Below are 19,978 nucleotides of genomic sequence, written 5' to 3'. Positions count from 1 at the left end.
CGTTTTTTCCTGCAAGGACATCCGTTGGCCAAGACCAAGACTGTCTATACATGTACTGAATGCGGCGGCACCACGCCGCGCTGGGCCGGCCAGTGCCCGCATTGCCAGCAGTGGAACACGCTGGTGGAGACGGTGGCCGAGTCCGCCGCGAACAAGCGCTTCCAGCCGCTGGCGGCCTCGGCCACGGTGCGCAAGCTGTCGGAGATCGATGCCGCCGACGTGCCGCGCTTTTCCAGCGGCATCGATGAATTCGACCGCGTGCTGGGCGGCGGCCTGGTGTCGGGCGGGGTGGTGCTGATCGGCGGCGATCCCGGCATCGGCAAGTCCACGCTGCTGCTGCAGGCACTGGCCAACCTTGCGGGCCAGCGCCGCGTGCTCTACGTCAGCGGCGAAGAATCCGGTGCGCAGATCGCGCTGCGCGCGCAGCGGCTGGGCGTGGAAAGCCCGTCACTGGGGCTGCTCGCCGAAATCCAGCTGGAGAAGATCCAGGCCACGCTGGAAGTGGAAAAGCCCGAAGTCGCGGTGATCGACTCGATCCAGACGCTGTACTCCGAGGCGTTGACCTCCGCGCCGGGCTCGGTCGCGCAGGTGCGCGAATGCGCGGCGCAGCTGACGCGCATTGCCAAGAGCAGCGGCATCACCATCATCCTGGTCGGCCACGTGACCAAGGAAGGCAGCCTGGCCGGTCCGCGCGTGCTGGAGCATATCGTCGATACGGTGCTGTATTTCGAGGGCGATACCCATTCCTCGCACCGGCTGATCCGCGCCTTCAAGAACCGCTTCGGCGCGGTCAATGAGCTGGGCGTGTTTGCCATGACCGAGCGCGGCTTGCGCGGCATCAGCAATCCGTCGGCGCTGTTCCTGTCGCAGCACGAAGAGACCGTGCCGGGCTCATGCGTGCTGGTGACGCAGGAGGGCACGCGTCCGCTGCTGGTGGAGATCCAGGCGCTGGTCGATACCGCCCATGTGCCCAACCCGCGCCGGCTGGCGGTGGGCCTTGAGCAGAACCGGCTGGCGCTGCTGCTGGCAGTGCTGCACCGGCACGCGGGCATAGCCTGCTTTGACCAGGACGTGTTCCTCAACGCTGTGGGCGGGGTCAAGATCACCGAACCCGCCGCCGATCTCGCGGTGCTGCTGTCGATCCACTCGTCGATGCGCAACAAGCCGCTGCCGCGCGGCCTGGTGGTGTTCGGCGAAGTCGGCCTGGCCGGCGAGATCCGGCCCAGCCCGCGCGGGCAGGAGCGTCTGAAGGAAGCCGCCAAGCTGGGCTTTACGATCGCTGTGATTCCCAAGGCGAACGCGCCCAAACAGAAGATCGACGGGCTCGAAGTGATCGCGGTGGAACGCATCGAGCAGGCCATCGACCGCGTGCGCCATCTGGACTGAGCCATGGACGACGGCATCGCCTTCGAGACCGAACGCCTGCGGCTGCGCCAGTGGCGCGAGGCGGACTATGCGCCGTTTGCCGCGCTCAATGCCGACGCGCAGGTGATGCGCTATTTCCCTGCGCCGCTGGCGCGTGTTGAAAGCGATGCGTTGGCCGACCACTGCCGCAGCCTGATCGCAGCGAAGGGATGGGGCGTCTGGGTGGCGCAGCGCAAGGCGGACGGTGTTTTCCTGGGGTTTGTCGGACTGCACGAGCCCACCGCGGCGCTGCCGTTCGCGCCCTGCGTGGAGATCGCCTGGCGCCTGGCGCGGCACGCCTGGGGCAGCGGCTACGCGACCGAGGCGGCACGCGGCGCGCTTGCCTGGGGCTTTGAGCGGCTGGGGCTGGATGAGATCGTGTCTTTCACGACACTCGCCAATGCCCGCTCGCGGGCGGTCATGGAAAGGCTCGGCATGCGTGAGGATGCCGTGGGTTTCGAGCATCCCGCGTTGCCGCCAGGGCACCCCTTGCGGCCCCATTGCCTGTACCGTTTGCCGCGTACGGCGTGGCAGGCAGCCGGCGCATAGCACCCCTGCGTCAATCCGCCACAGGGCAGGGGGCTTGCGCTGCATGTGACGCCAACTGCAGGCGCTGCAAAATAGGTAATAATGCGCAGCAATGCCGCGCCATCCACTGACGGCACCGCTTACCGGATTACCTGATCACCCACTATGCAAGCCAACTCACGCGCCTATTTCCTGCTGATCGCCCTCGTTTCCTTCGGCCTGGTCGGCGTTGCGCTCTACCTGCAGTTTGAAAAGGGCTACCAGCCTTGCCCGCTCTGCGTGATGCAGCGCTTTGCCTTTATCGGCATCGGCATCTTCTCGCTGCTGGCCGCCGTGGCGCAGAATACGCGCTCGCTGTGGCAGGGCCTGGGCATGCTGTCCGGCATTGCCGGGATTGCGGTGGCGGTCTACCACGTGTCGCTGCTGCTCAATCCCAAGGCCAGCTGCGGCATCGATCCGCTGGAGAACTGGGTCAACGCGCTGCCGACTGCCAAGGCGCTGCCGCAGGTGTTCTACGCGGATGGCCTGTGCACCGCGCCGCTGCCGCCGGTTCTGGGGCTGTCGGTGCCGGCATGGTCGCTGATCTGGCTGTTTATCCTGACGCTGACGCTGGCGGTGGGGTTGATCCGGCGCGAGAAGAATTTCCGCTGAGTGGTGAATTGATAAAGAAACCGGCGCACCAGGCGCCGGTGTTTGTTTGATGCAACGGATTTTCGAGCAGCGCTGGTTTGCTTTGACGTAGTCGGGTAGTACCTGTTGCGCAGGGCCAGCCACAGTAGCTTGATCGCCGCCGCCACGGCCCGGCACTCCTTCCTGCTGGCGTATCCCAGGCTGTTGCGGATCAGATGCATGATGCAGGACTGCAGCCTCGTTTGGGGGAACACCGCGTTCAGGGCCTGTTCCATGCCCTTGAGGCCGTCAGTTACCGCAGTCAGGATGTCCTGGGTGCAGTGGTCCGGCTTGCCACTACTCCGTCTCGCTCTTAGCAAGTTGAGAGCTCCTTCTGAAACTATTCCATATTATTTCCCGGGGCCTGAAGAATGCTTTGCCCATGCAGGCCGCTGCCACCATTTCCCTCGACCAACTCCGAAGGGAGGGCCTGTGACTGGGCGACAGAAATCCTGGTTTCATTCTTGAAGCATCTACTGATGTGCCGTGCCAACTGTGGAGCCGCATATTTTGCGCCATAGATGAAACGCAGAGCAGGCCCAAAGCTCAGCGCGGCGGCCGGCCCAACCACATATAGGTCGCGTACATTGGTTTCGAAATTGCGCGTCAGACTTGGCGAGCCGTCAATGAGTGAAAGCGAATTCAAGAGTTCCTGGGAAATGAATGAATGTCTGGCCATGTCAACCTTGAACCCCGTCGCGACAACAACATGATCAGCGCTAAGGCAGGACGTTTCGTTCCTGGTCGCGACCTGCAGAACTACCTGACCATTCTTGACTTCGGCCTGCCTGATTTCAGTCTGAGTCAAGATATCAATCTTGCCATCCACGCGATTGCGCAGCCACCAGGCACCCGACGGTCCCCACCCAGTCTCTAGAGTTCTCTTGCGGCGCTCAAGATTCATCATGTGGAAGACAATAGGGTACTCGGACAGCAAGAAGGAAGACAAAAGAGCGCTCGGAGTATTCGACTGCCAACCGCGTCCTATCCCGACGTGCGATCTCAGTAGCCTTGAGATACCCCCACGGGAGGTACGCGGTTCATTACTCCAATTCACAGTCGCACCGCGCACGAGTAAGCGAACCCGCGCTCCGATCTCGCTCAACAGTGCGGCGAGCCCGATTGCCGACTGACCTCCGCCCACAACGACGATGTTCTTGTTCTTAGCCCATTCCAGACTCCCGAATTCGCTGGAGTGAACCACGTAAGGTGTCGGCATGCCCTGTAGTGCTGGAGGCATTTGCGAAAATCCCTTCAGACCCAAAGCCATTACCACGCGCCGCGCCGCCAGGGAACTGCCGTCGCCCAGGGCCAGCCGGAAGAATCCATCCTTGCGGTGCATATCGACAACTTCCACTGCGCGAACATGACTGACCAACTGCGACTGAAACCAAAGCCCGTATTCCACAAAGAGCTCGAGCGGCAGGTGCATACCAATCGGCTTATATTCAATACGATTGCGACGGCAATATTCTTCAATCGTATAGCCTTCCCGCGGCGCATAGAGATTCGAGGCAAATCCTTCCGAGCGCAACAGCATGCCTGGAGGCATGAAATTCCTCCAGGCATGCATTGGTTTCCCAAGAATTTGATGTGGCACGCCAGCTGAGGTCAGGTAGGCCGAAACCGATAAGCCATAGGGACCAGCTCCGATGATAACCGTATCCGTTGACGAGATCATTATTGCTCTTCCCCTTAAACTTGCCTGGCTTGCGGAGCCGCGCAGTACGGACCACCGCATGATGCTGCGGGTGCAGAAAATCATTCTTGAATCATTTTTCCGGTGCTGTCATGTCTTCGATAAAATCATGCCACTGAAAGTGCGAACCAAATAACCACAGGCGTGGCGCGACCATAGTGCGGCGCCTTGAGAGATCAACCGCTCTATTGACTTCACGATTGACCATCGGGCGCGCCAATCCAGGCAATTGAACAGTTGCGATCGCCCAATTCAGCGTGTCCAATAGATCGGCGTGGCGTGCTGCACAGCGATTTCCGATTGCTTCTATCGTGCCGTCCAGCCAGATTAAGGCAATCCAGAACCAGGCCGCCGTGTCTTCTGTACGGGCGCGCACACTCGCTTTCTTGATTCTCTTTCGGGTGGCCGGACACTGCTTGCGCGCAGGCGCAGGTCGTCAGAGCCATGTATGCCATGGCGGACATAGTCGAATTGCTGGCGATGCAACCGGTTCCAGCACCGGTGGCGCGGCGCAACGTGGCCTCGACCACATTTTGGTCCTTCACACGGAGGCTCGGCTTTGGTTAGATAGACTCCGGAGCGGAAATCCATTGTCTGTCAGGGGATGGCCATGAATGCCGCTGCGGGACGAACTGGGCGGATCGATCATGAAGCGTTTGTTCGACATAGTTTTCGCCTCCATGGCATTGCTCGTGCTGGCCATTCCGTTGCTGATCCTGGCTGGCGCAGTGCGATGGAAGCTGGGCAGTCCGGTGCTGTTTCGTGCAACACGTGCAGGCCTGGGCGCCAGGCCATTCGAAGTCGTGAAGTTCCGAACCATGACGGAAGAGCGAGGCCCTGATGACCAGCTCTTGCCGGATGAAGAAAGGCTCACGCCGTTCGGCAATTTTCTGCGCCGCTCCAGTCTCGATGAGCTGCCTCAGTTCTGGTGCGTTCTGGTGGGCGATATGAGTGTCATTGGTCCACGACCTTTGCCGATGAAGTACCTGCCGTTCTACTCACCGGACCAGGCACGGCGTCATCTGGTCCGTCCCGGCATTTCCGGCTGGGCGCAGGTGAACGGGCGGAACTCTCTGAGCTGGGAAGATAAGTTTCACTTCGACACCTGGTATGTGGACCACTGCTCTTTCTGGCTGGATCTGAAGATCCTCTGGCTCACGGTGGGCACTGTCATGGACCGCCGGGGCATCAACGCCGCGGGGGATCTGACCGTGCCTTCATTTACAGGCAGCCCAGGCACCCAGTACGTCGCCAGCGAGTCCGAGCCCGCGCAGAAAGAAGAAGTTCCGATTCGCACGGCATGACGAGTGTTCATGCTGAATGCCGCATGTTCTCCTTGTGACCATGCTTCTCTCGCGAAGAGATCGATGCCGTATCGTGGCAGTTCAGCTCGAACAAGACAAACTACCGGACCAGGAGGGGAAGGACGTTGGTGAGAGGCTGTGCCGGTGGGTGTTCAAAGGCGTGTTGCTACTACGTGAATTTGCGCACGTATCGTGCTTCTTTCCAGCCGGTGATTCTGATTAGATGGTAGGTGTTACGGTTGGGCGCAGGACAATGGCCGCAGTTCTGGCGGGACGGCTTCGCGCGATCGGTGAGCCCCGGTTCAAGAGCGGCAAAGAAGAAAGTCGGCGCTCCAGCCGCAGGACCGAAATCCGGTCCGACGAAAGCATCGAAAGACCTGCATGATGGGGCTGTGGGGCTATGGCAGGGTCATTGTGATTGGAATGAGATTGGGGTGAAGATGAACGTTCTTTTGACCTGCATAGGGAGACGGCGCTATCTGGTGGAGTATTTCAAGTCGGAGCTGAACGGGACCGGCATGGTGCTTGGGGTGGACATGCAACGCGGCGCGCCGGCCGCGAGCGCATGCGACATGTTCCTGGTAGGCCCCGGCCTCTTGGCGGATAACTACATCGACTTCCTGATCGATGTATGCAGGGTGCATCGGGTCTCGGCCCTCCTGTCGCTGAATGACTTGGAGCTCCCGCTCATTGCCGAGCACGCTCAACGGTTTCGGGAAATCGGAACGATACCGGTCATCTCGTCGGCAGAGGTCGTTAACCTTTGCGCGGACAAGTTCCTGACTGCGCAGTTCGCCGAATCAATCGGGCTGTCCACGCCGCGCAGCTATGCGACCCTCGAAAGCGCAGAGCATGCCATTGCGACGGGCTCGGTAGCCTTCCCTCTGATTGTCAAGCCCCGCTGGGGCAGCGCTAGTTTTGGCATCTTCGTCGTCGAGGACCTGAACGAGCTTCGCTTCGCCCGTGCGTACTGCCAGCGGATCTTGCAGAAATCGATCTTCGCAAAGATGGGACAGCCAGGGATGGAGGTGCTGATCCAGGAAGTGATCTCGGGCCAGGAGTACGGGCTCGATATCTTCAACGACTTTGAGGCGAGGCCGATCGGGTTTGCGGTCCGCAAGAAGCTGTCGATGCGGGCGGGGGAGACGGACCGGGCGATCACTGTCGAAAGCGCGCCATTCAACGACCTGGCCACGCGAATCAGTCGCGAATTGCGGCACATCGGCAATGTCGACTGCGATGTGATCGAGCGCGACGGGCGTCAGTACCTCCTGGAGATGAATCCAAGATTCGGAGGAGGCTATCCCTTCACCCATATAGCGGGAGCCAACCTGGTGCGGATACTGCTGAATTGCGTGCGCGGCGGGCAGCAAGGGCAGGAAGTCCGCTATCAGGCCGGTATCGAACTGGCCAAGTGCGACTACCCGGTCGGCGTGGGAGCACGGGTTGAGGAGGGATAAAGGCAGGCGATAACGAGCAATGCAACAGGACGGAGCAGCCACACTCGTCCGAAATGGATCTTGAACAAGACTGTCGGCAAATCGCGGCGATTCCGTGAGCGGTTGCGCGCTCATTTCCATGGCGCGGCGGGTCAATTTCGCCACTCTCAGCAGGAGGCACTGTGAACACTTCAAGCATACCGACCAAGCCTTTGCGCGCGGTGTTGATGCAACGGCTGAAACAACGGCTCAAGCCGTACACGCCAGCCTGGTTGCTGAAATACCACCACGACCGGACCATCCGCAAAGACCGCGCACTGTATCAGGGAAAGGCGCTTCGCGAGGTGTTTTCCCATGTCTACGAAACCGGGGGGTGGGGCGTGGCGAAGGACCACTCCGGGTTCTACAGCGGGAGCAGTTCTCATGATCCGGCGATCGTCGACACCTATGTCGAAGCCGTAACGGCCTACCTCGGCTCGTTGCCATACCGGCCAGACGTGGTTGACCTCGGTTGCGGCGATTTCAATGTCGGCAGCCGTATCCGCCCGGCTTGCGCACGCTACATTGCTTGCGACGTGGTGGAGGCAGTCATCCAGTCGAACCGCACCAGGTTCTCCAGTCTTGATGTGGACTTCCGGTGCCTCGACATCACAAGCGAGCCCTGGCCGAGAGGTGACGTCGTTTTCCTGCGCCAGGTGCTCGATCATCTGGACAACGCACGCATTGCCGGCGTGCTTGCCAGCCTGACGCCATACAAGAGCCTGATTCTGACTGAGTACTTGCCTCTGACCGATTTCCCGCCAAATCTCGACAAGCCGATCGGTCCCGGTCTCCGGATTTGGGGCGCCATACCAAGCGGGATTGTGCTGACGGAGCCGCCGTTCGAGCTGAAAGCCTTGTCGACGCGGATACTCTGTGAGGTGCAGGACAACGTAGGCGTCATTCGTACCATCGCGTACGAACTGCCTCGGCAAACCTGACTGAACCTCTGCCAAGATGTAACGTGCCGTCCTTGACGGTGCCAGGGGCAAGGGATTTTGACGTAGGAGGCCAGGGCCGGTTCGAGGGCCGGCAGTTCGGCAGCGACGGCCCAGGCGGCAGTTCGGGTCCGGTTAATCGGATGATCGGCGATGCGGCCCAGCACGTGGCGCGGGTAGTCTTGGTGCTGAGGCCGCTGAGCTGGCTGTGCCGATGAGCGTGTACCCCCTGCGCCCGAAAAGAGGCGGTCACGCAATCTGCTCGATTTGCTCCTGCAACTCCAGCCACTTCTCCTCGAGCGTCTCCAGCTCGCCGTTGACCTCGCCCTGGCGCTTGAGCATCTCCATCAGCCTGCTCTTGTTGGCTTCGGCATAACTGCTTTCATCGGCCATGAACTGGTCGATCTCCTCCTTGGCGGTTTGCAGCACCGCCATGCGCTTTTCCACCTTTTCCAATTCTTTGGTCAACGGCTTGCGCAGTGCTGACAGCCGCTGGCGCTCGTCGGCTTCCGCGCGGCGCTGGTCCTTGCGGTTGACCGCCGCGGCGGCATCGCCGGCGTTCTCTGCCAGGTGCGCGGCGGTGGCGGCATTGCGCTTGGCCGCGGCCTGTTGCAGCAGCCAGTCGCGGTAGTCGTCCAGGTCGCCGTCGAACGGCTTGATGGTGCCGTCGGCCACCAGCATGAACTGGTCGGCGGTCGCGCGCAGCAGATGCCGGTCGTGCGACACCAGGATCAGCGTGCCTTCGAACTGCGCCAGCGCCATGGTCAGCGCCTCGCGGGTGTCGAGGTCCAGGTGGTTGGTCGGCTCGTCCAGCAGCAGCAGGTTGGGCTTCTGCCAGACGATCAGCGCCAGCGCCAGGCGGGCCTTCTCGCCGCCTGAGAACGGTTCGATCGGCGAAGTGGCCATGTCGCCGCGGAAGTTGAAGCTGCCGAGGAAGTCGCGCAGTTCCTGCTCGCGGGTATCGGGTGCCAGCCGCGCCAGGTGCTGCAGCGGCGAGTCGTGGTCGCGCAGCGTCTCCAGCTGGTGCTGGGCGAAGTAGCCGATCTGCAGGCCCTTGCCCAGGCGCAGGTTGCCCTTGAGCGGATCCTGCGTGCCCGCCAGCGTCTTGACCAGCGTCGACTTGCCCTGGCCGTTGGCGCCGAGCAGGCCGATGCGCTGGCCGTTCTGGATCGACAGCGCCAGGTTGTGCAGGATGGTGACGGGCGGCTCGGCCTCGGCATAGCCGCAATCGACACCGTCGAGCACCATCATCGGGTTGGGGGCGGCGTCGGGTTCGCGGAACTCGAAAGCGAAGCCGGCGGCCACGTGCACCGGCGCCAGCCGCTCCATCTTTTCCAGCGCCTTGACGCGGCTCTGCGCCTGGCGCGCCTTGGTCGCCTTGGCCTTGAAGCGCGTGATGAACGATTCCAGGTGCGCGATTTCCTTCTGCTGGCGCACGTAGGCGGATTGCTGCTGCGCCATCTGCTGCAGGCGCAGGGTCTCGAACAGCGTGTAGTTGCCGCCGTAGCGGCGCAGTTGCTGGTTCTCGATATGCACGGTGACGTTGCAGATCGCATCGAGGAATTCGCGGTCGTGCGAAATCATCACCAGCGTGCCGGGATAGCGCGCCAGCCAGTCTTCCAGCCAGACGATGGCGTCCAGGTCCAGGTGGTTGGTCGGTTCGTCGAGCAGCAGCAGGTCGGACGGGCACATCAGCGCCTGCGCCAGGTTCAGGCGCATGCGCCAGCCGCCGGAGAACGAGGCCACCGGCTGCGACACCTGCGCCAGCGTGAAGCCCAGGCCCAGCAGCAGGGCCTCGGCGCGCGCCGGGGCGGTGTAGCCGTCGGCGTCGGCAAAGGCGGCGTGGGCTTCGCCCTCGGCGCTGCCGTTGCCGCTGGCCTGTGCGGCGGCGATGGCGCCTTCGATTTCGCGCAGACGGGTGTCGCCATCGATCACGTAATCCACGGCGGTGCGGCTGACCGCAGGCGTTTCCTGCGCCACGTGCGCGACGCGCCACTGCGCCGGCACGATGACGTCGCCCCCGTCCGGATGCAGCTCGCCGCGCAGCAGCGCGAACAGCGTCGACTTGCCGCTGCCGTTGGCGCCGACGAGGCCCACGCGCTCGCCCGGGTTGAGCGTCACGCTGGTGTGGTCGAACAGCACCTTGGTGCCGCGCTGGAGGACTAGCTGGTCGATTCGGATCACGGGAGGGGGAAATGCCTGAGTGAAAAACAGAAAAAGCGCGGAGAAAGCGGGCAACCGCCGGGTCTGGTGCGCTGGCCGGCATTGTAGCGTTTCCGGTGCGCCGCACGCCGTGGCGGTGCAAAACAGCTCGGCAACGTGCACCGCCAATGTGCCTTCGTGCCTCGACGATTCAGGGATTACCCTTGGTCTTGCAAAACTCTATTTTCTTGTTCGTGCGTTGCGTGTAAATTCATTTTCACGAAAACGGCGTGCACCAGACGACGTCCAGACCAACCGCTTCCACCATGCAAAAAGGCCATTCGATCTCAGACCGCATTGCGCGCAGCCTGCCGACGCTGACGCCGGCGCACCGCCGCATGGCGGAATACGTGCTGGCCAATCTGTTCCGCGCGGCGACCATGCGCATCGATGAATTTGCCGCGGCGGTGGAGGTGTCGGTGGCCACGGCCAACCGCTTTGCGCGGGCGCTGGGGTTCGACGGCTATCCGCAGTTCCGGGCCGAGCTGGTGCGCGGCTTCGAGGCCACGCTGGCTCCGGTGGAGCGGCTGCGCAGCGAGCTGGAGCGGCCCGCGACCGCGGCCGAAGTCTTCGCCGCCTCGCTGGAAGATGCCGCGGCCAACGCGGAAGCCACGCGGCGCGGCATCGACCCGGAGGCCTGCGAGCGCGCGGTCTCGGCGATCCTGGCGGCGCAGCGTGTCTACGTGGCCGGTTTCGGCGCCAGCGGTTTCCTGGCGGGCCTGCTGCAGCACGGGCTGGAAATGCACTGCCGCATGGTGACCTCGGTGGCGGGCGCCGGCGGCGCCTCGCATGCGGCGCGGCAGCTGTTCAAGCAGCAGCCAAGCGACCTGCTGATCGTGATTGCCTTCCCGCGCTACGTCACGGACACCATCGAACTGGCCGAGCGGGCCAAGTCGCGCGGCGGCCAGGTGCTGGCGCTGACCGACGGGCCGACCTCGCCGCTGGCGCCGCTGGCCGATATCGCGCTCTACGCGCAGGCCGGCAACCGGCTCTCGGCCAACTCCGATGCCACCGTGCTGGCGCTGATCGAGGCGCTGTGCGGCGCGGTCGCGCACCGGGCCGAGCGCCCGGTCAAGGCCGCCGCCGAAATGACCGAATTCCTGCTGCCGTGGCTGTACGGCACGCCGGCCGCGGAGTCCGCGGGCCGTGCCGCGCCCGGCACCCCGCAGTCCACCGAAGCCACGGCTGGCGCCACGCGCGGCCGATCCTCCAACACCCGCAAGTCCTGAGCATCCACATGCAACCAGCAGTCATTGCCATCCACGGCGGCGCCGGCACCATCACCCGCGCGGCGATGGACGCCGCCCGCGAACGCGAATACATCGAAGCGCTGCAACACGTGCTGCAAGCCGGCCAGCGCATCCTGGCCGAGGGCGGCAGCGCACTCGATGCGGTCACCGAGGCCGTGCGCCTGCTGGAAGAATGCCCGCTGTTCAACGCCGGCAAGGGCGCCGTGCTGACCCATGCCGGCACCTATGAGCTCGATGCCGCGGTGATGGACGGCGCCACGCTGGCAGCCGGCGCGGTGGCCTGCGTCACGCGCCTGCGCAACCCGGTGCTGGCCGCGCGCGCGGTGCTGGACCACAGCGAGCACGTGCTTTTTGCCGGCGCCGGCGCCGAGGCCTTTGCGCAGTCGCAGGGGCTGGAACTGGTGGGCCCGGACTACTACTTCACGCAGGCCCGCCATGACCAGTGGCAGCGTGCGCTTGGCAACGCCGGCATGGCGCTGCTGGACCACGATGGCGCTGCGCTGGTGGCGCAAGGCAAGACGCAGGCGAGCGACCCGATCGATCCGGACAGCAAGTTCGGCACCGTCGGCGCGGTGGCCTGCGACGGCCGCGGCAACCTGGCTGCGGCCACCTCCACCGGCGGCGTGACCAACAAGCAGGTGGGGCGCGTGGGCGATACCCCGGTGATCGGCGCGGGCTGCTATGCGGACGACGTGGCGGCAGTGTCTGCCACCGGCACCGGCGAGATGTTTATCCGCACCGTGGCCGCGCACGACGTGGCTGCCCAGATGCGCTATGCGGGCCTGTCGCTCGAGGAATCAGCGCGGCGCGTGGTGATGGAGAAGCTGCCGGCCATCAACGGCCGCGGCGGCCTGATCGCGGTGGACCGCGCCGGCAACGTCACGCTGCCTTTCAACACCGAAGGCATGTACCGCGGTTTCGCCCGGGTGGGCGAGGCCGTGAACGTGTCGATCTACGGCTGAGCGCCATCCCCCTGCATCACCCGGCAATACAAGGAGTTCCAGTGGCCACTTCCCCTATGCAAGCCTCCCAGTCCGGCATCGTGCTGCCACCGCAGCGCGTGGTCTCGGTGAACGGGCTGACCGTGCGCTTTGCCACGTCCGAGCGCACCGTCGAGGCCGTGCGCAACCTGTCCTTCCATGTCGACCGCGGCGAGACGCTGGCGGTGGTGGGCGAGTCGGGCTCGGGCAAGTCGGTCACGTCGCTGGCGCTGATGCGGCTGGTCGAGCATGGCGGCGGCAAGATTGCCTCCGGCAGCATGGCGCTGCGCCGGCGCGGCGGCGAGGTGATCGACCTGGCGCGCGCGGACAACGCCACGCTGCGCAGCGTGCGCGGCGCCGACGTGGCGATGATCTTCCAGGAGCCGATGACCTCGCTCAACCCGGTGTTCCCGGTGGGCGAGCAGATCGCCGAATCGATCCGGCTGCACCAGGGCAAGAGCCGCGCCGCGGCGCGTGCCGAAGCGCTGCGCATGCTGGAGCTGGTGCGCATCCCCGAGGCGCGCCGCGTGCTGGAGCGCTATCCGCACCAGCTCTCCGGCGGCATGCGCCAGCGCGTGATGATCGCGATGGCGCTGTCGTGCAAGCCGGCGCTGCTGATCGCCGACGAGCCGACCACGGCGCTGGACGTGACCATCCAGGCCGAGATCCTGCAGCTGATCCGCGGCTTGCAGGCCGAGATGCATATGGGCGTGGTCTTCATCACCCACGACATGGGCGTGGTGGCCGAGGTCGCCGACCGCGTGCTGGTGATGTACCGCGGCGAGAAGGTGGAAGAGGGCACTTCCGACGATGTGTTCCGCGCGCCGGCGCACCCGTATACGCGCGCACTGCTGTCGGCGGTGCCGCGTTTGGGCGCGATGAGCGGCACCGACCTGCCGGCCAAGTTCCCGCTGCTGCGACTCGATAGCGCCAACGCCGAGCCGGTCGCACCGCAGGACACGGTGACGCCGGGCGTGGCGCCGATCCTGCGCGTGCAGGACCTGGTGACGCGCTTCGACGTGCCCGGCGGCCTGTTCGGCCGCGTCACGCGGCGCGTGCATGCGGTCGAGAAGGTCAGCTTCGACCTCTATCCCGGCGAGACGCTGGCGCTGGTGGGAGAGTCCGGCTGCGGCAAGTCCACCACGGGCCGCTCGCTGCTGCGCCTGGTGGAAAGCCAGAGCGGCACCATCGAATTCGCCGGGCAGAACATCAGCAAGATGGAAGGGCCTGCGCTGCAGACCCTGCGCCGCAATATCCAGTTCATTTTCCAGGACCCGTTCGCCTCGCTCGATCCGCGCGTGCCGGTCGGTTATTCGATCATGGAGCCGCTGCTGGTGCACAAGGTCGCCAGCGGCAAGGAGGCCGAGCAGCGCGTGGCCTGGCTGCTCGACAAGGTCGGGCTGGATGCATCGCACGCGGCGCGCTATCCGCACGAATTCTCCGGCGGCCAGCGCCAGCGCATCTGCATTGCGCGCGCGCTCGCGCTGAACCCCAAGGTGGTGGTGGCCGATGAATCGGTGTCGGCGCTGGACGTGTCGATCCAGGCGCAGATTGTTAACCTGATGCTGGACCTGCAGCGCGAACTGGGCATCGCGTTTCTGTTTATCTCGCACGACATGGCGGTGGTGGAGCGCGTGAGCCATCGCGTGGCGGTGATGTACCTGGGCCAGATCGTCGAGATCGGGCCGCGCCGCGCGATCTTCGAGAATCCGCAGCATCCGTACACCAAGAAGCTGATGTCGGCGGTGCCGATCGCCGACCCGGCTCGGCGCCACCTGCGGCGCGAGCCGCTCAACGACGAGATCCCCAGCCCGATCCGCGCGGTTGGCGACGAGCCGGTGGTGCAGCCACTGGTGCAGGTCGCCGGCAGCGGGTCGCTCGGCCACTATGTCGCCCGGCATGCCGTCGGCGGCGCCTATTGAAGTCCTGGAAGTCACCAAGTTACCAAGGAGAATCGACGATGTCTGCACGTATGGTTTCGCCCCGATGGGTGGCCGGCGCCTTTGCCGCCGGCACGCTGGGCATGCTGGTTTCGGCCCCGGCTTTCGCCGCCAAGGATGCCGTGATGGCGGTGAGTTCGACCTTCACCTCGCTGGATCCGTACGATTCGAACGACACGCTGTCGCAGGCGGTTGGGAAGAGCTTCTACCAGGGCCTGTTCGGCCTGGACAAGGATATGAAGCTGGTCAATGTGCTGGCAGACAGCTACGACGTCAGCAAGGACGGCCTGACGTATACGATCAAGCTGAAGAAGGGTATCAAATTCCACGACGGCACCACCTTCGACGCCGGCGCCGTCAAGGCCAACCTGGACCGCGTCACCAACCCGGCCAACAAGCTCAAGCGCTACACGCTGTTCAACCGTGTCGCCAAGACCGACGTGGTCGATGCCAATACCGTCAAGGTCACGCTGAAGGAGCCGTTCTCGCCGTTCATCAACGTGCTGGCGCACCCGTCGGCGGTGATGATCTCGCCGGCCGCGCTGCAGAAGTACGGCAAGGAAATCGCCTTCCACCCGGTCGGCACGGGCCCCTTCGAATTTGTCGAATGGAAGCAGCCCGACCACCTGAAGGGCAAGAAATTCGCGGGCTTCTGGAAGACCGGCTACCCGAAAATCGACACTATCACCTGGAAGCCGGTGGTCGACAACAACACCCGCGCCGCGATCATGCAGACCGGCGAGGCTGACTTTGCCTTCAGTATCCCGTTCGAGCAGGCCGCGGTGCTGAAGAACAGCGCCAAGGTGGATCTGATCGCCTCGCCGTCGATCATCCAGCGCTACCTGTCGCTGAACACCATGGTCAAGCCGTTCAACGACCCCAAGGTGCGCCAGGCCATCAACTATGCCATCAACAAGGACGCGCTGGCCAAGGTCGCCTTCGCTGGCTACGCGGTGCCGGCCGAAGGCGTGGTGCCGCCTGGCGTGGACTATGCCGAGAAGCTGGGCCCGTGGCCGTATGACCCGGCCAAGGCGCGCGCGCTGCTGAAGGAAGCCGGCTATCCGAACGGCTTCGAGACCACGCTGTGGTCGGCCTACAACCATACCACCGCGCAGAAGGTGATCCAGTTCGTGCAGCAGCAGCTGCAGCAGGTCGGCATCAAGGCCTCGGTGCAGGCGCTTGAGGCCGGCCAGCGCGTGGAGAAGGTCGAGAGCGTGCCCAAGCCGGAAGATGCCGGCGTGCGCATCTACTACGTGGGCTGGTCGTCGTCGACCGGTGAATCGGACTGGGCGCTGCGTCCGCTGCTGGCTTCGGAGTCGATGCCGCCCAAGCTGCTGAATACCGCGTACTACAAGAACGACCAGGTCGACGCCGATATCGCCGGCGCGCTGCGCACCACCGATCGTGGCGAAAAGGCGCGCCTGTACAAGGACGCCCAGGAACGCATCTGGAAGGATGCGCCGTGGGCCTTCCTGGTGACCGAGAAGGTGCTGTTCGCGCGCAGCAAGCGGCTGAGCGGCGCCTATGTGATGCCGGATGGATCGTTCAATTTCGAAGAGATCGATATCAAGCAGTAATGGGTGAGGCGAGGGCCGGGACTTCGTGGAAGCTCCTGCCCTCTCCCCCGGCCCCTCTCCCGCAAGCGGGAGAGGGGAGCAAACAACGGGTGCCGGCTGTAATCCCATCCAAAGAGCAGTAAGCAGTAAAGCAGTACGCCGAGGTGGCCGCCTTGCCCGCGTCGCGGGGTCGCAGGCGGGCGGCCTGCGGCCTCTGCTGCTGCATTTCTTTCTGGTGTGTCATGCTGAATTACTTCCTCAAACGTGTGCTGGGCGTGATCCCCACGCTGCTGATCGTGGCAGTGCTGGTGTTCCTGTTCGTCCACCTGCTGCCGGGCGATCCGGCGCGGCTGGCGGCGGGCCCGGAGGCCGATTCCGCCACCGTCGAACTGGTGCGCAAGGACCTGGGCCTGGACCGGCCGATGCACGAGCAGTTCGTCAACTTCTTTTCCAATGCGGTCCGCGGCGAGTTCGGCCATTCGCTGCGCACCAAGCGCCCGGTCAGCGAGGAGATCGGCGACCGCTTCATGCCCACGCTGCTGCTGACGGTGGCGTCGATGGCCTGGGCGGTGGTGTTCGGCATGGCGATCGGCATCGGCTCGGCCGTATGGCGCAACCGCTGGCCGGACCGGTTCGGCATGACGCTGGCGGTGTCGGGCATTTCGTTCCCGGCCTTTGCGCTGGGCATGCTGCTGATGGAAGTGTTCTCGGTGCAGCTGGGCTGGCTGCCGTCGATCGGCGCCGACAGCTGGAAGCACTACGTGTTGCCTTCGATCACGCTGGGCGCGGCGGTGGCCGCGGTGATGGCGCGCTTTACGCGGGCCTCGTTCGTCGAGGTGCTGCAAGAAGATTTCATCCGCACCGCCCGTGCCAAGGGCGTGCGCGAGACGCTGGTGGTGGCCAAGCACGGCCTGCGCAACGCCATGATCCCGGTGGTGACGATGATGGGCCTGCAGTTCGGCTTCCTGCTGGGCGGCTCGATCGTGGTGGAAAAGGTGTTCAACTGGCCGGGCCTGGGGCGCCTGCTGGTCGATGCCGTCGAGATGCGCGACTACCCGGTGATCCAGGCCGAGGTGCTGCTGTTCTCGCTCGAATTCATTCTGATCAACCTGGTGGTGGACATGCTCTACACCGTGATCAACCCAACCATCCGCTACAAGTGAGGCCGGCATGACTGAGCTTTCCACGCCCGCCGCAGCGCAAGCGGCACCCGCCACCGCCCCCGTGCCGGAGGCCGTGCGCACGCCCTGGACCGAGTTCTGGCGCAAATTCCGCAAGCAGCACCTGGCGCTGGGCGCCGGTGCCTTCGTGCTGGTGCTGGTGGTGATTGCCATCGTGGCGCCGCATATCGTGCCGTACGACCCGGAGAACTACTTCGACTACGACGCGCTCAACGCCGGCCCGTCGGCCGCGCACTGGATGGGCGTCGATTCGCTCGGACGCGACATCTTCAGCCGCATCCTGGCCGGCGCGCGCATCTCGCTGGCGGCGGGTTTCCTGTCGGTGATCATCGGCGCGCTGATCGGCACCGTGCTGGGCCTGCTGGCGGGCTACTACGAAGGCTGGTGGGACCGCATCGTGATGCGCATTTCCGACGTGCTCTTCGCCTTCCCGGGCATCCTGCTGGCGATCGGCATCGTGGCCATCCTCGGCAACGGCATGACCAACGTGATCTTCGCCGTGGCCATCTTCAGCATCCCGGCGTTTGCACGGCTGGTGCGCGGCAATACGCTGATGCTCAAGCGGTTGACCTATATCGAGGCGGCGCGCAGCATCGGCGCGTCGGACTGGACCATCCTGATGCGGCATATCCTGCCGGGCACGGTGTCGTCGATCGTGGTGTATTTCTCGATGCGTATCGGCACCTCGATCATCACCGCGGCCAGCCTGTCGTTCCTGGGGCTGGGCGCGCAGCCGCCCACGCCGGAATGGGGCGCGATGCTCAACGAAGCCCGCGCCGACATGGTGACCGCGCCGCACGTGGCGATCTTCCCCAGCCTGGCGATCTTCCTGACCGTGCTGGCCTTCAACCTGCTGGGCGACGGCCTGCGCGACGCGCTTGACCCCAAGATCGACCGCCGTTGAACCTGAGCCGCTGAACATGACCGCATCGACAACGGGCGTGCCGCGTGTCGGCAGCCTGCCGGCAGGTCCGCAGGACAGCATCGCCGACGTGGCCGGCGTGACCGTCGGCCATTGCACGCTGGCGGATGGCGCCGTGCAGACCGGCGTCACCGTGATCCGTCCGCATGGCGGCGATCCGTACCGCGACAAGGTGCCCGCCGCGGCCACGGTGCTCAACGGCTTTGGCAAGAGCATCGGGCTGGTGCAGGTGGACGAACTGGGCGTGCTGGAAACCCCGCTGGCGCTGACCAATACCTTCTCGGTCGGCGCGGTCGCGCAGGCGCAGATCCGTGCGGCGGTGGCGGCCAATCCGGAGATCGGCCGCGCGCTGCCGACCGTCAATGCGCTGGTGTTCGAGTGCAATGACGGCTACCTGAACGATATCCAGCGCATGGCGGTGGAGGGCAGCCACTATGAGGCGGCCCTGGCCGGTGCCGGTCATGACGTCGCGCAGGGAGCGGTCGGTGCCGGACGCGGCATGTCGGCATTCGGCGTCAAGGGTGGTATCGGCACTGCTTCACGCCTGGCCGGTGGCTATCGCGTGGGCGCGCTGGTGCTGGCCAATTTCGGCACGCCGGAATCGTTGACCGTGGCCGGCCGGCTGGCCGGTCCGGAACTGGCGCAGCGCCTGGCGCAGCCCGACACCGCGGCGCAACCGGAAAAGGGATCGATCATCATGATCCTCGCCACCGACGCCCCGCTGGATGCGCGCCAGCTGCGCCGGCTGTCGCTGCGCGCTGGCGCCGGGCTGGCGCGTACTGGCTCGGTGTTCGGGCATGGCTCGGGCGATATCGCAGTCGCGTTCTCGAGCGCGTATACCGTGCCGCACGACACCGCCCGGCCGATGCCGGCCGTCGCCATGCTGCATGAAACCCATCTCGACCCGCTGTTCCGCGCCGCGGCCGACAGCGTCGAGCAAGCCATCCTGCATGCCCTGTGGCATGCCGCACCGGTGCAGGGCCGCGACGGCCACGGCCGGCGCGCACTGCTGGACGTGATGCCCGAACTGGGCCAAACCGCCTGATGAAGATCCTTGTTTCCACCGATATCGAAGGCGTGGCTGGCGTCTTCCACGCCGAACAGACGCGCCCCGGCAACGGCGAATACGAACGCGCCCGCGCCTGGATGACCGGCGAAGCCAATGCCGCGGTCGATGGTGCCTTTGCCGGCGGCGCGACTGAAGTACTGGTCAACGATTCGCACGGCGGCTTCCGCAACCTGCTGCCGGACCAGCTCGATCCGCGCGCGCGGGTGGTGCTTGGCAAGCCGCGCTACCTTGGCATGATGGCCGGCGTCGAGGCCGGAGTCGACGGCGTGCTGATGATCGGCTACCACGGCCGCGCCCAGAGCCGCGGCGTGCTGGCGCACACCATCAACAGCGGCGCGTTTGCGCGGGTCTGGCTCAACGGCAAGGAACTGGGCGAGGCGGGCCTGTACGCCGCGCTGGCCGGCGAGTTCGGCGCTCCGGTGCTGATGGCCAGCGGCGACGATGTCTTCGTGCAGGAAACCCATGCGCTGATGCCGTGGGTGCGCTATGTCGAGACCAAGTCAGCGGACGGCTTCGGCAGCGGCACCTCGCTGTCGCCGGCGGCGGCGCGCGAGGCCATTGCCGCGGCGGCCGCAACCGCGGTGCGCGAACGCGCGCAGGCGCAATGCCTGCACATCGCCGCGCCGGTGACTTGCACCCTGCAGACCCTGACGCCCGCGCACGCGGACCTGTTCTGCCAGTGGCCGGCGCTGGAGCGCCGCGACGGCGTGACGCTGTCCTTCCAGGCCGATTCGGTCCAGGCGGCGGTGCGCATGCTGAACTGCCTGTCGGCGATGTCGTTCATGCTGAAGTAGGGCAGGGCAGATTCGCCGGGGCGGTCGCGCAGATCGGCGACAATGGCGGGTCTAGCAATTCAGG

17 protein-coding genes and 1 pseudogene are annotated in these 19,978 nt (G+C 64.9%); 14 read left to right on the top strand and 4 right to left on the bottom strand.

From position 1 onward, the window contains the following. The first annotated feature begins 24 nt into the window (after positions 1-24). From radA to AC3WRR_RS08395, 3 genes are all read left to right on the top strand, one after another. Positions 25-1,386 carry a DNA repair protein RadA gene (gene radA, locus AC3WRR_RS08405; RefSeq protein WP_010810633.1) on the top strand — a complete coding sequence of 454 codons (1,362 nt, stop codon included), beginning with the start codon at positions 25-27 and terminating at the stop codon, positions 1,384-1,386. A 3-nt stretch (positions 1,387-1,389) separates the two neighbouring features. After that, complete coding sequence (locus tag AC3WRR_RS08400; protein WP_010810634.1) at positions 1,390-1,953, top strand: GNAT family N-acetyltransferase; 564 nt, start codon at positions 1,390-1,392, stop codon at positions 1,951-1,953. Positions 1,954-2,097: 144 nt separating this feature from the next. After that, positions 2,098-2,583 carry a disulfide bond formation protein B gene (locus AC3WRR_RS08395; RefSeq protein WP_010810635.1) on the top strand — a complete coding sequence of 162 codons (486 nt, stop codon included), beginning with the start codon at positions 2,098-2,100 and terminating at the stop codon, positions 2,581-2,583. A 113-nt stretch (positions 2,584-2,696) separates the two neighbouring features. Here AC3WRR_RS08395 and AC3WRR_RS08390 read toward each other — a convergent pair. The 3 genes and pseudogenes from AC3WRR_RS08390 to AC3WRR_RS08380 form a co-directional block, all read right to left on the bottom strand. Further along, a pseudogene (locus tag AC3WRR_RS08390) lies at positions 2,697-2,873 on the bottom strand (transposase); the annotation flags it as partial. A 68-nt stretch (positions 2,874-2,941) separates the two neighbouring features. Next, entirely contained in the window at positions 2,942-4,282 is a 1,341-nt protein-coding gene (locus tag AC3WRR_RS08385) for an NAD(P)-binding domain-containing protein (protein ID WP_058697980.1), read from the bottom strand. Between the two features lie 91 nt (positions 4,283-4,373). After that, positions 4,374-4,676 (bottom strand): hypothetical protein, encoded by a 303-nt coding sequence (locus AC3WRR_RS08380; protein WP_011615497.1) that lies wholly within the window; start codon positions 4,674-4,676, stop codon positions 4,374-4,376. Between the two features lie 271 nt (positions 4,677-4,947). Between AC3WRR_RS08380 and AC3WRR_RS08375 the strand changes: the two genes are divergently transcribed. From AC3WRR_RS08375 to AC3WRR_RS08365, 3 genes are all read left to right on the top strand, one after another. Continuing rightward, complete coding sequence (locus AC3WRR_RS08375) at positions 4,948-5,604, top strand: sugar transferase (RefSeq protein WP_037024914.1); 657 nt, start codon at positions 4,948-4,950, stop codon at positions 5,602-5,604. Positions 5,605-6,044: 440 nt separating this feature from the next. Then, a complete protein-coding gene (locus AC3WRR_RS08370; protein WP_492296728.1) occupies positions 6,045-7,064 on the top strand; it encodes an ATP-grasp domain-containing protein in 1,020 nt (339 codons plus the stop codon). Between the two features lie 161 nt (positions 7,065-7,225). After that, positions 7,226-8,023 carry a class I SAM-dependent methyltransferase gene (locus AC3WRR_RS08365; protein ID WP_454749068.1) on the top strand — a complete coding sequence of 266 codons (798 nt, stop codon included), beginning with the start codon at positions 7,226-7,228 and terminating at the stop codon, positions 8,021-8,023. Between the two features lie 246 nt (positions 8,024-8,269). Here the strand turns inward: AC3WRR_RS08365 and AC3WRR_RS08360 are convergent, their stop codons facing one another. After that, positions 8,270-10,204, bottom strand: coding sequence for an ATP-binding cassette domain-containing protein (locus tag AC3WRR_RS08360; protein ID WP_492296661.1), 1,935 nt, complete (start codon positions 10,202-10,204; stop codon positions 8,270-8,272). A 284-nt stretch (positions 10,205-10,488) separates the two neighbouring features. Here AC3WRR_RS08360 and AC3WRR_RS08355 point away from each other — a divergent pair, with 284 nt between their 5' ends. The 8 genes from AC3WRR_RS08355 to AC3WRR_RS08320 all read left to right on the top strand — a co-directional run bounded on the left by AC3WRR_RS08355 (position 10,489) and on the right by AC3WRR_RS08320 (position 19,914). After that, entirely contained in the window at positions 10,489-11,451 is a 963-nt protein-coding gene (locus AC3WRR_RS08355) for a MurR/RpiR family transcriptional regulator (protein WP_010814215.1), read from the top strand. 8 nt (positions 11,452-11,459) lie between these two features. Further along, positions 11,460-12,434, top strand: a complete 975-nt coding sequence (locus AC3WRR_RS08350) for an isoaspartyl peptidase/L-asparaginase family protein (RefSeq protein WP_011615493.1) — start codon at positions 11,460-11,462, stop codon at positions 12,432-12,434. A gap of 56 nt (positions 12,435-12,490) precedes the next feature. Beyond that, a complete protein-coding gene (locus AC3WRR_RS08345; RefSeq protein ID WP_010814213.1) occupies positions 12,491-14,374 on the top strand; it encodes a dipeptide ABC transporter ATP-binding protein in 1,884 nt (627 codons plus the stop codon). Positions 14,375-14,412: 38 nt separating this feature from the next. Continuing rightward, entirely contained in the window at positions 14,413-15,969 is a 1,557-nt protein-coding gene (gsiB, locus tag AC3WRR_RS08340) for a glutathione ABC transporter substrate-binding protein GsiB (RefSeq protein WP_037024891.1), read from the top strand. 221 nt (positions 15,970-16,190) lie between these two features. Then, positions 16,191-17,111, top strand: a complete 921-nt coding sequence (gene gsiC, locus AC3WRR_RS08335) for a glutathione ABC transporter permease GsiC (RefSeq protein WP_010814211.1) — start codon at positions 16,191-16,193, stop codon at positions 17,109-17,111. A gap of 7 nt (positions 17,112-17,118) precedes the next feature. Beyond that, positions 17,119-18,033, top strand: coding sequence for a glutathione ABC transporter permease GsiD (gene gsiD / locus AC3WRR_RS08330; protein ID WP_010814210.1), 915 nt, complete (start codon positions 17,119-17,121; stop codon positions 18,031-18,033). A 16-nt stretch (positions 18,034-18,049) separates the two neighbouring features. Beyond that, complete coding sequence (locus AC3WRR_RS08325; RefSeq protein ID WP_492296659.1) at positions 18,050-19,096, top strand: DmpA family aminopeptidase; 1,047 nt, start codon at positions 18,050-18,052, stop codon at positions 19,094-19,096. Beyond that, complete coding sequence (locus AC3WRR_RS08320; protein WP_058697983.1) at positions 19,096-19,914, top strand: M55 family metallopeptidase; 819 nt, start codon at positions 19,096-19,098, stop codon at positions 19,912-19,914. The genes AC3WRR_RS08325 and AC3WRR_RS08320 overlap by 1 nt, the downstream gene beginning before the upstream one ends. The last annotated feature ends 64 nt before the right edge of the window (positions 19,915-19,978 follow it).

The sequence above is a fragment of the Cupriavidus sp. FW305-3-2-15-C-LB2 genome (assembly GCF_058787575.1).
The sequence above is the reverse complement of the archived record's forward strand: the minus strand, read 5'-3'. Positions and strand labels throughout refer to the sequence as shown.

Excerpts from the sequence above, each read along its gene's own strand:
- AC3WRR_RS08400 (WP_010810634.1), top strand. The coding sequence starts at position 1,390 with ATGGACGACGGCATCGCCTTCGAGACCGAACGCCTGCGGCTGCGCCAG.
- AC3WRR_RS08395 (WP_010810635.1), top strand. The coding sequence starts at position 2,098 with ATGCAAGCCAACTCACGCGCCTATTTCCTGCTGATCGCCCTCGTTTCC.
- AC3WRR_RS08385 (WP_058697980.1), bottom strand. The coding sequence starts at position 4,282 with ATGATCTCGTCAACGGATACGGTTATCATCGGAGCTGGTCCCTATGGC.
- AC3WRR_RS08375 (WP_037024914.1), top strand. The coding sequence starts at position 4,948 with ATGAAGCGTTTGTTCGACATAGTTTTCGCCTCCATGGCATTGCTCGTG.
- AC3WRR_RS08370 (WP_492296728.1), top strand. The coding sequence starts at position 6,045 with ATGAACGTTCTTTTGACCTGCATAGGGAGACGGCGCTATCTGGTGGAG.
- AC3WRR_RS08355 (WP_010814215.1), top strand. The coding sequence starts at position 10,489 with ATGCAAAAAGGCCATTCGATCTCAGACCGCATTGCGCGCAGCCTGCCG.
- AC3WRR_RS08350 (WP_011615493.1), top strand. The coding sequence starts at position 11,460 with ATGCAACCAGCAGTCATTGCCATCCACGGCGGCGCCGGCACCATCACC.
- AC3WRR_RS08345 (WP_010814213.1), top strand. The coding sequence starts at position 12,491 with ATGCAAGCCTCCCAGTCCGGCATCGTGCTGCCACCGCAGCGCGTGGTC.
- gsiB (WP_037024891.1), top strand. The coding sequence starts at position 14,413 with ATGTCTGCACGTATGGTTTCGCCCCGATGGGTGGCCGGCGCCTTTGCC.
- gsiC (WP_010814211.1), top strand. The coding sequence starts at position 16,191 with ATGCTGAATTACTTCCTCAAACGTGTGCTGGGCGTGATCCCCACGCTG.
- gsiD (WP_010814210.1), top strand. The coding sequence starts at position 17,119 with ATGACTGAGCTTTCCACGCCCGCCGCAGCGCAAGCGGCACCCGCCACC.
- AC3WRR_RS08325 (WP_492296659.1), top strand. The coding sequence starts at position 18,050 with ATGACCGCATCGACAACGGGCGTGCCGCGTGTCGGCAGCCTGCCGGCA.
- AC3WRR_RS08320 (WP_058697983.1), top strand. The coding sequence starts at position 19,096 with ATGAAGATCCTTGTTTCCACCGATATCGAAGGCGTGGCTGGCGTCTTC.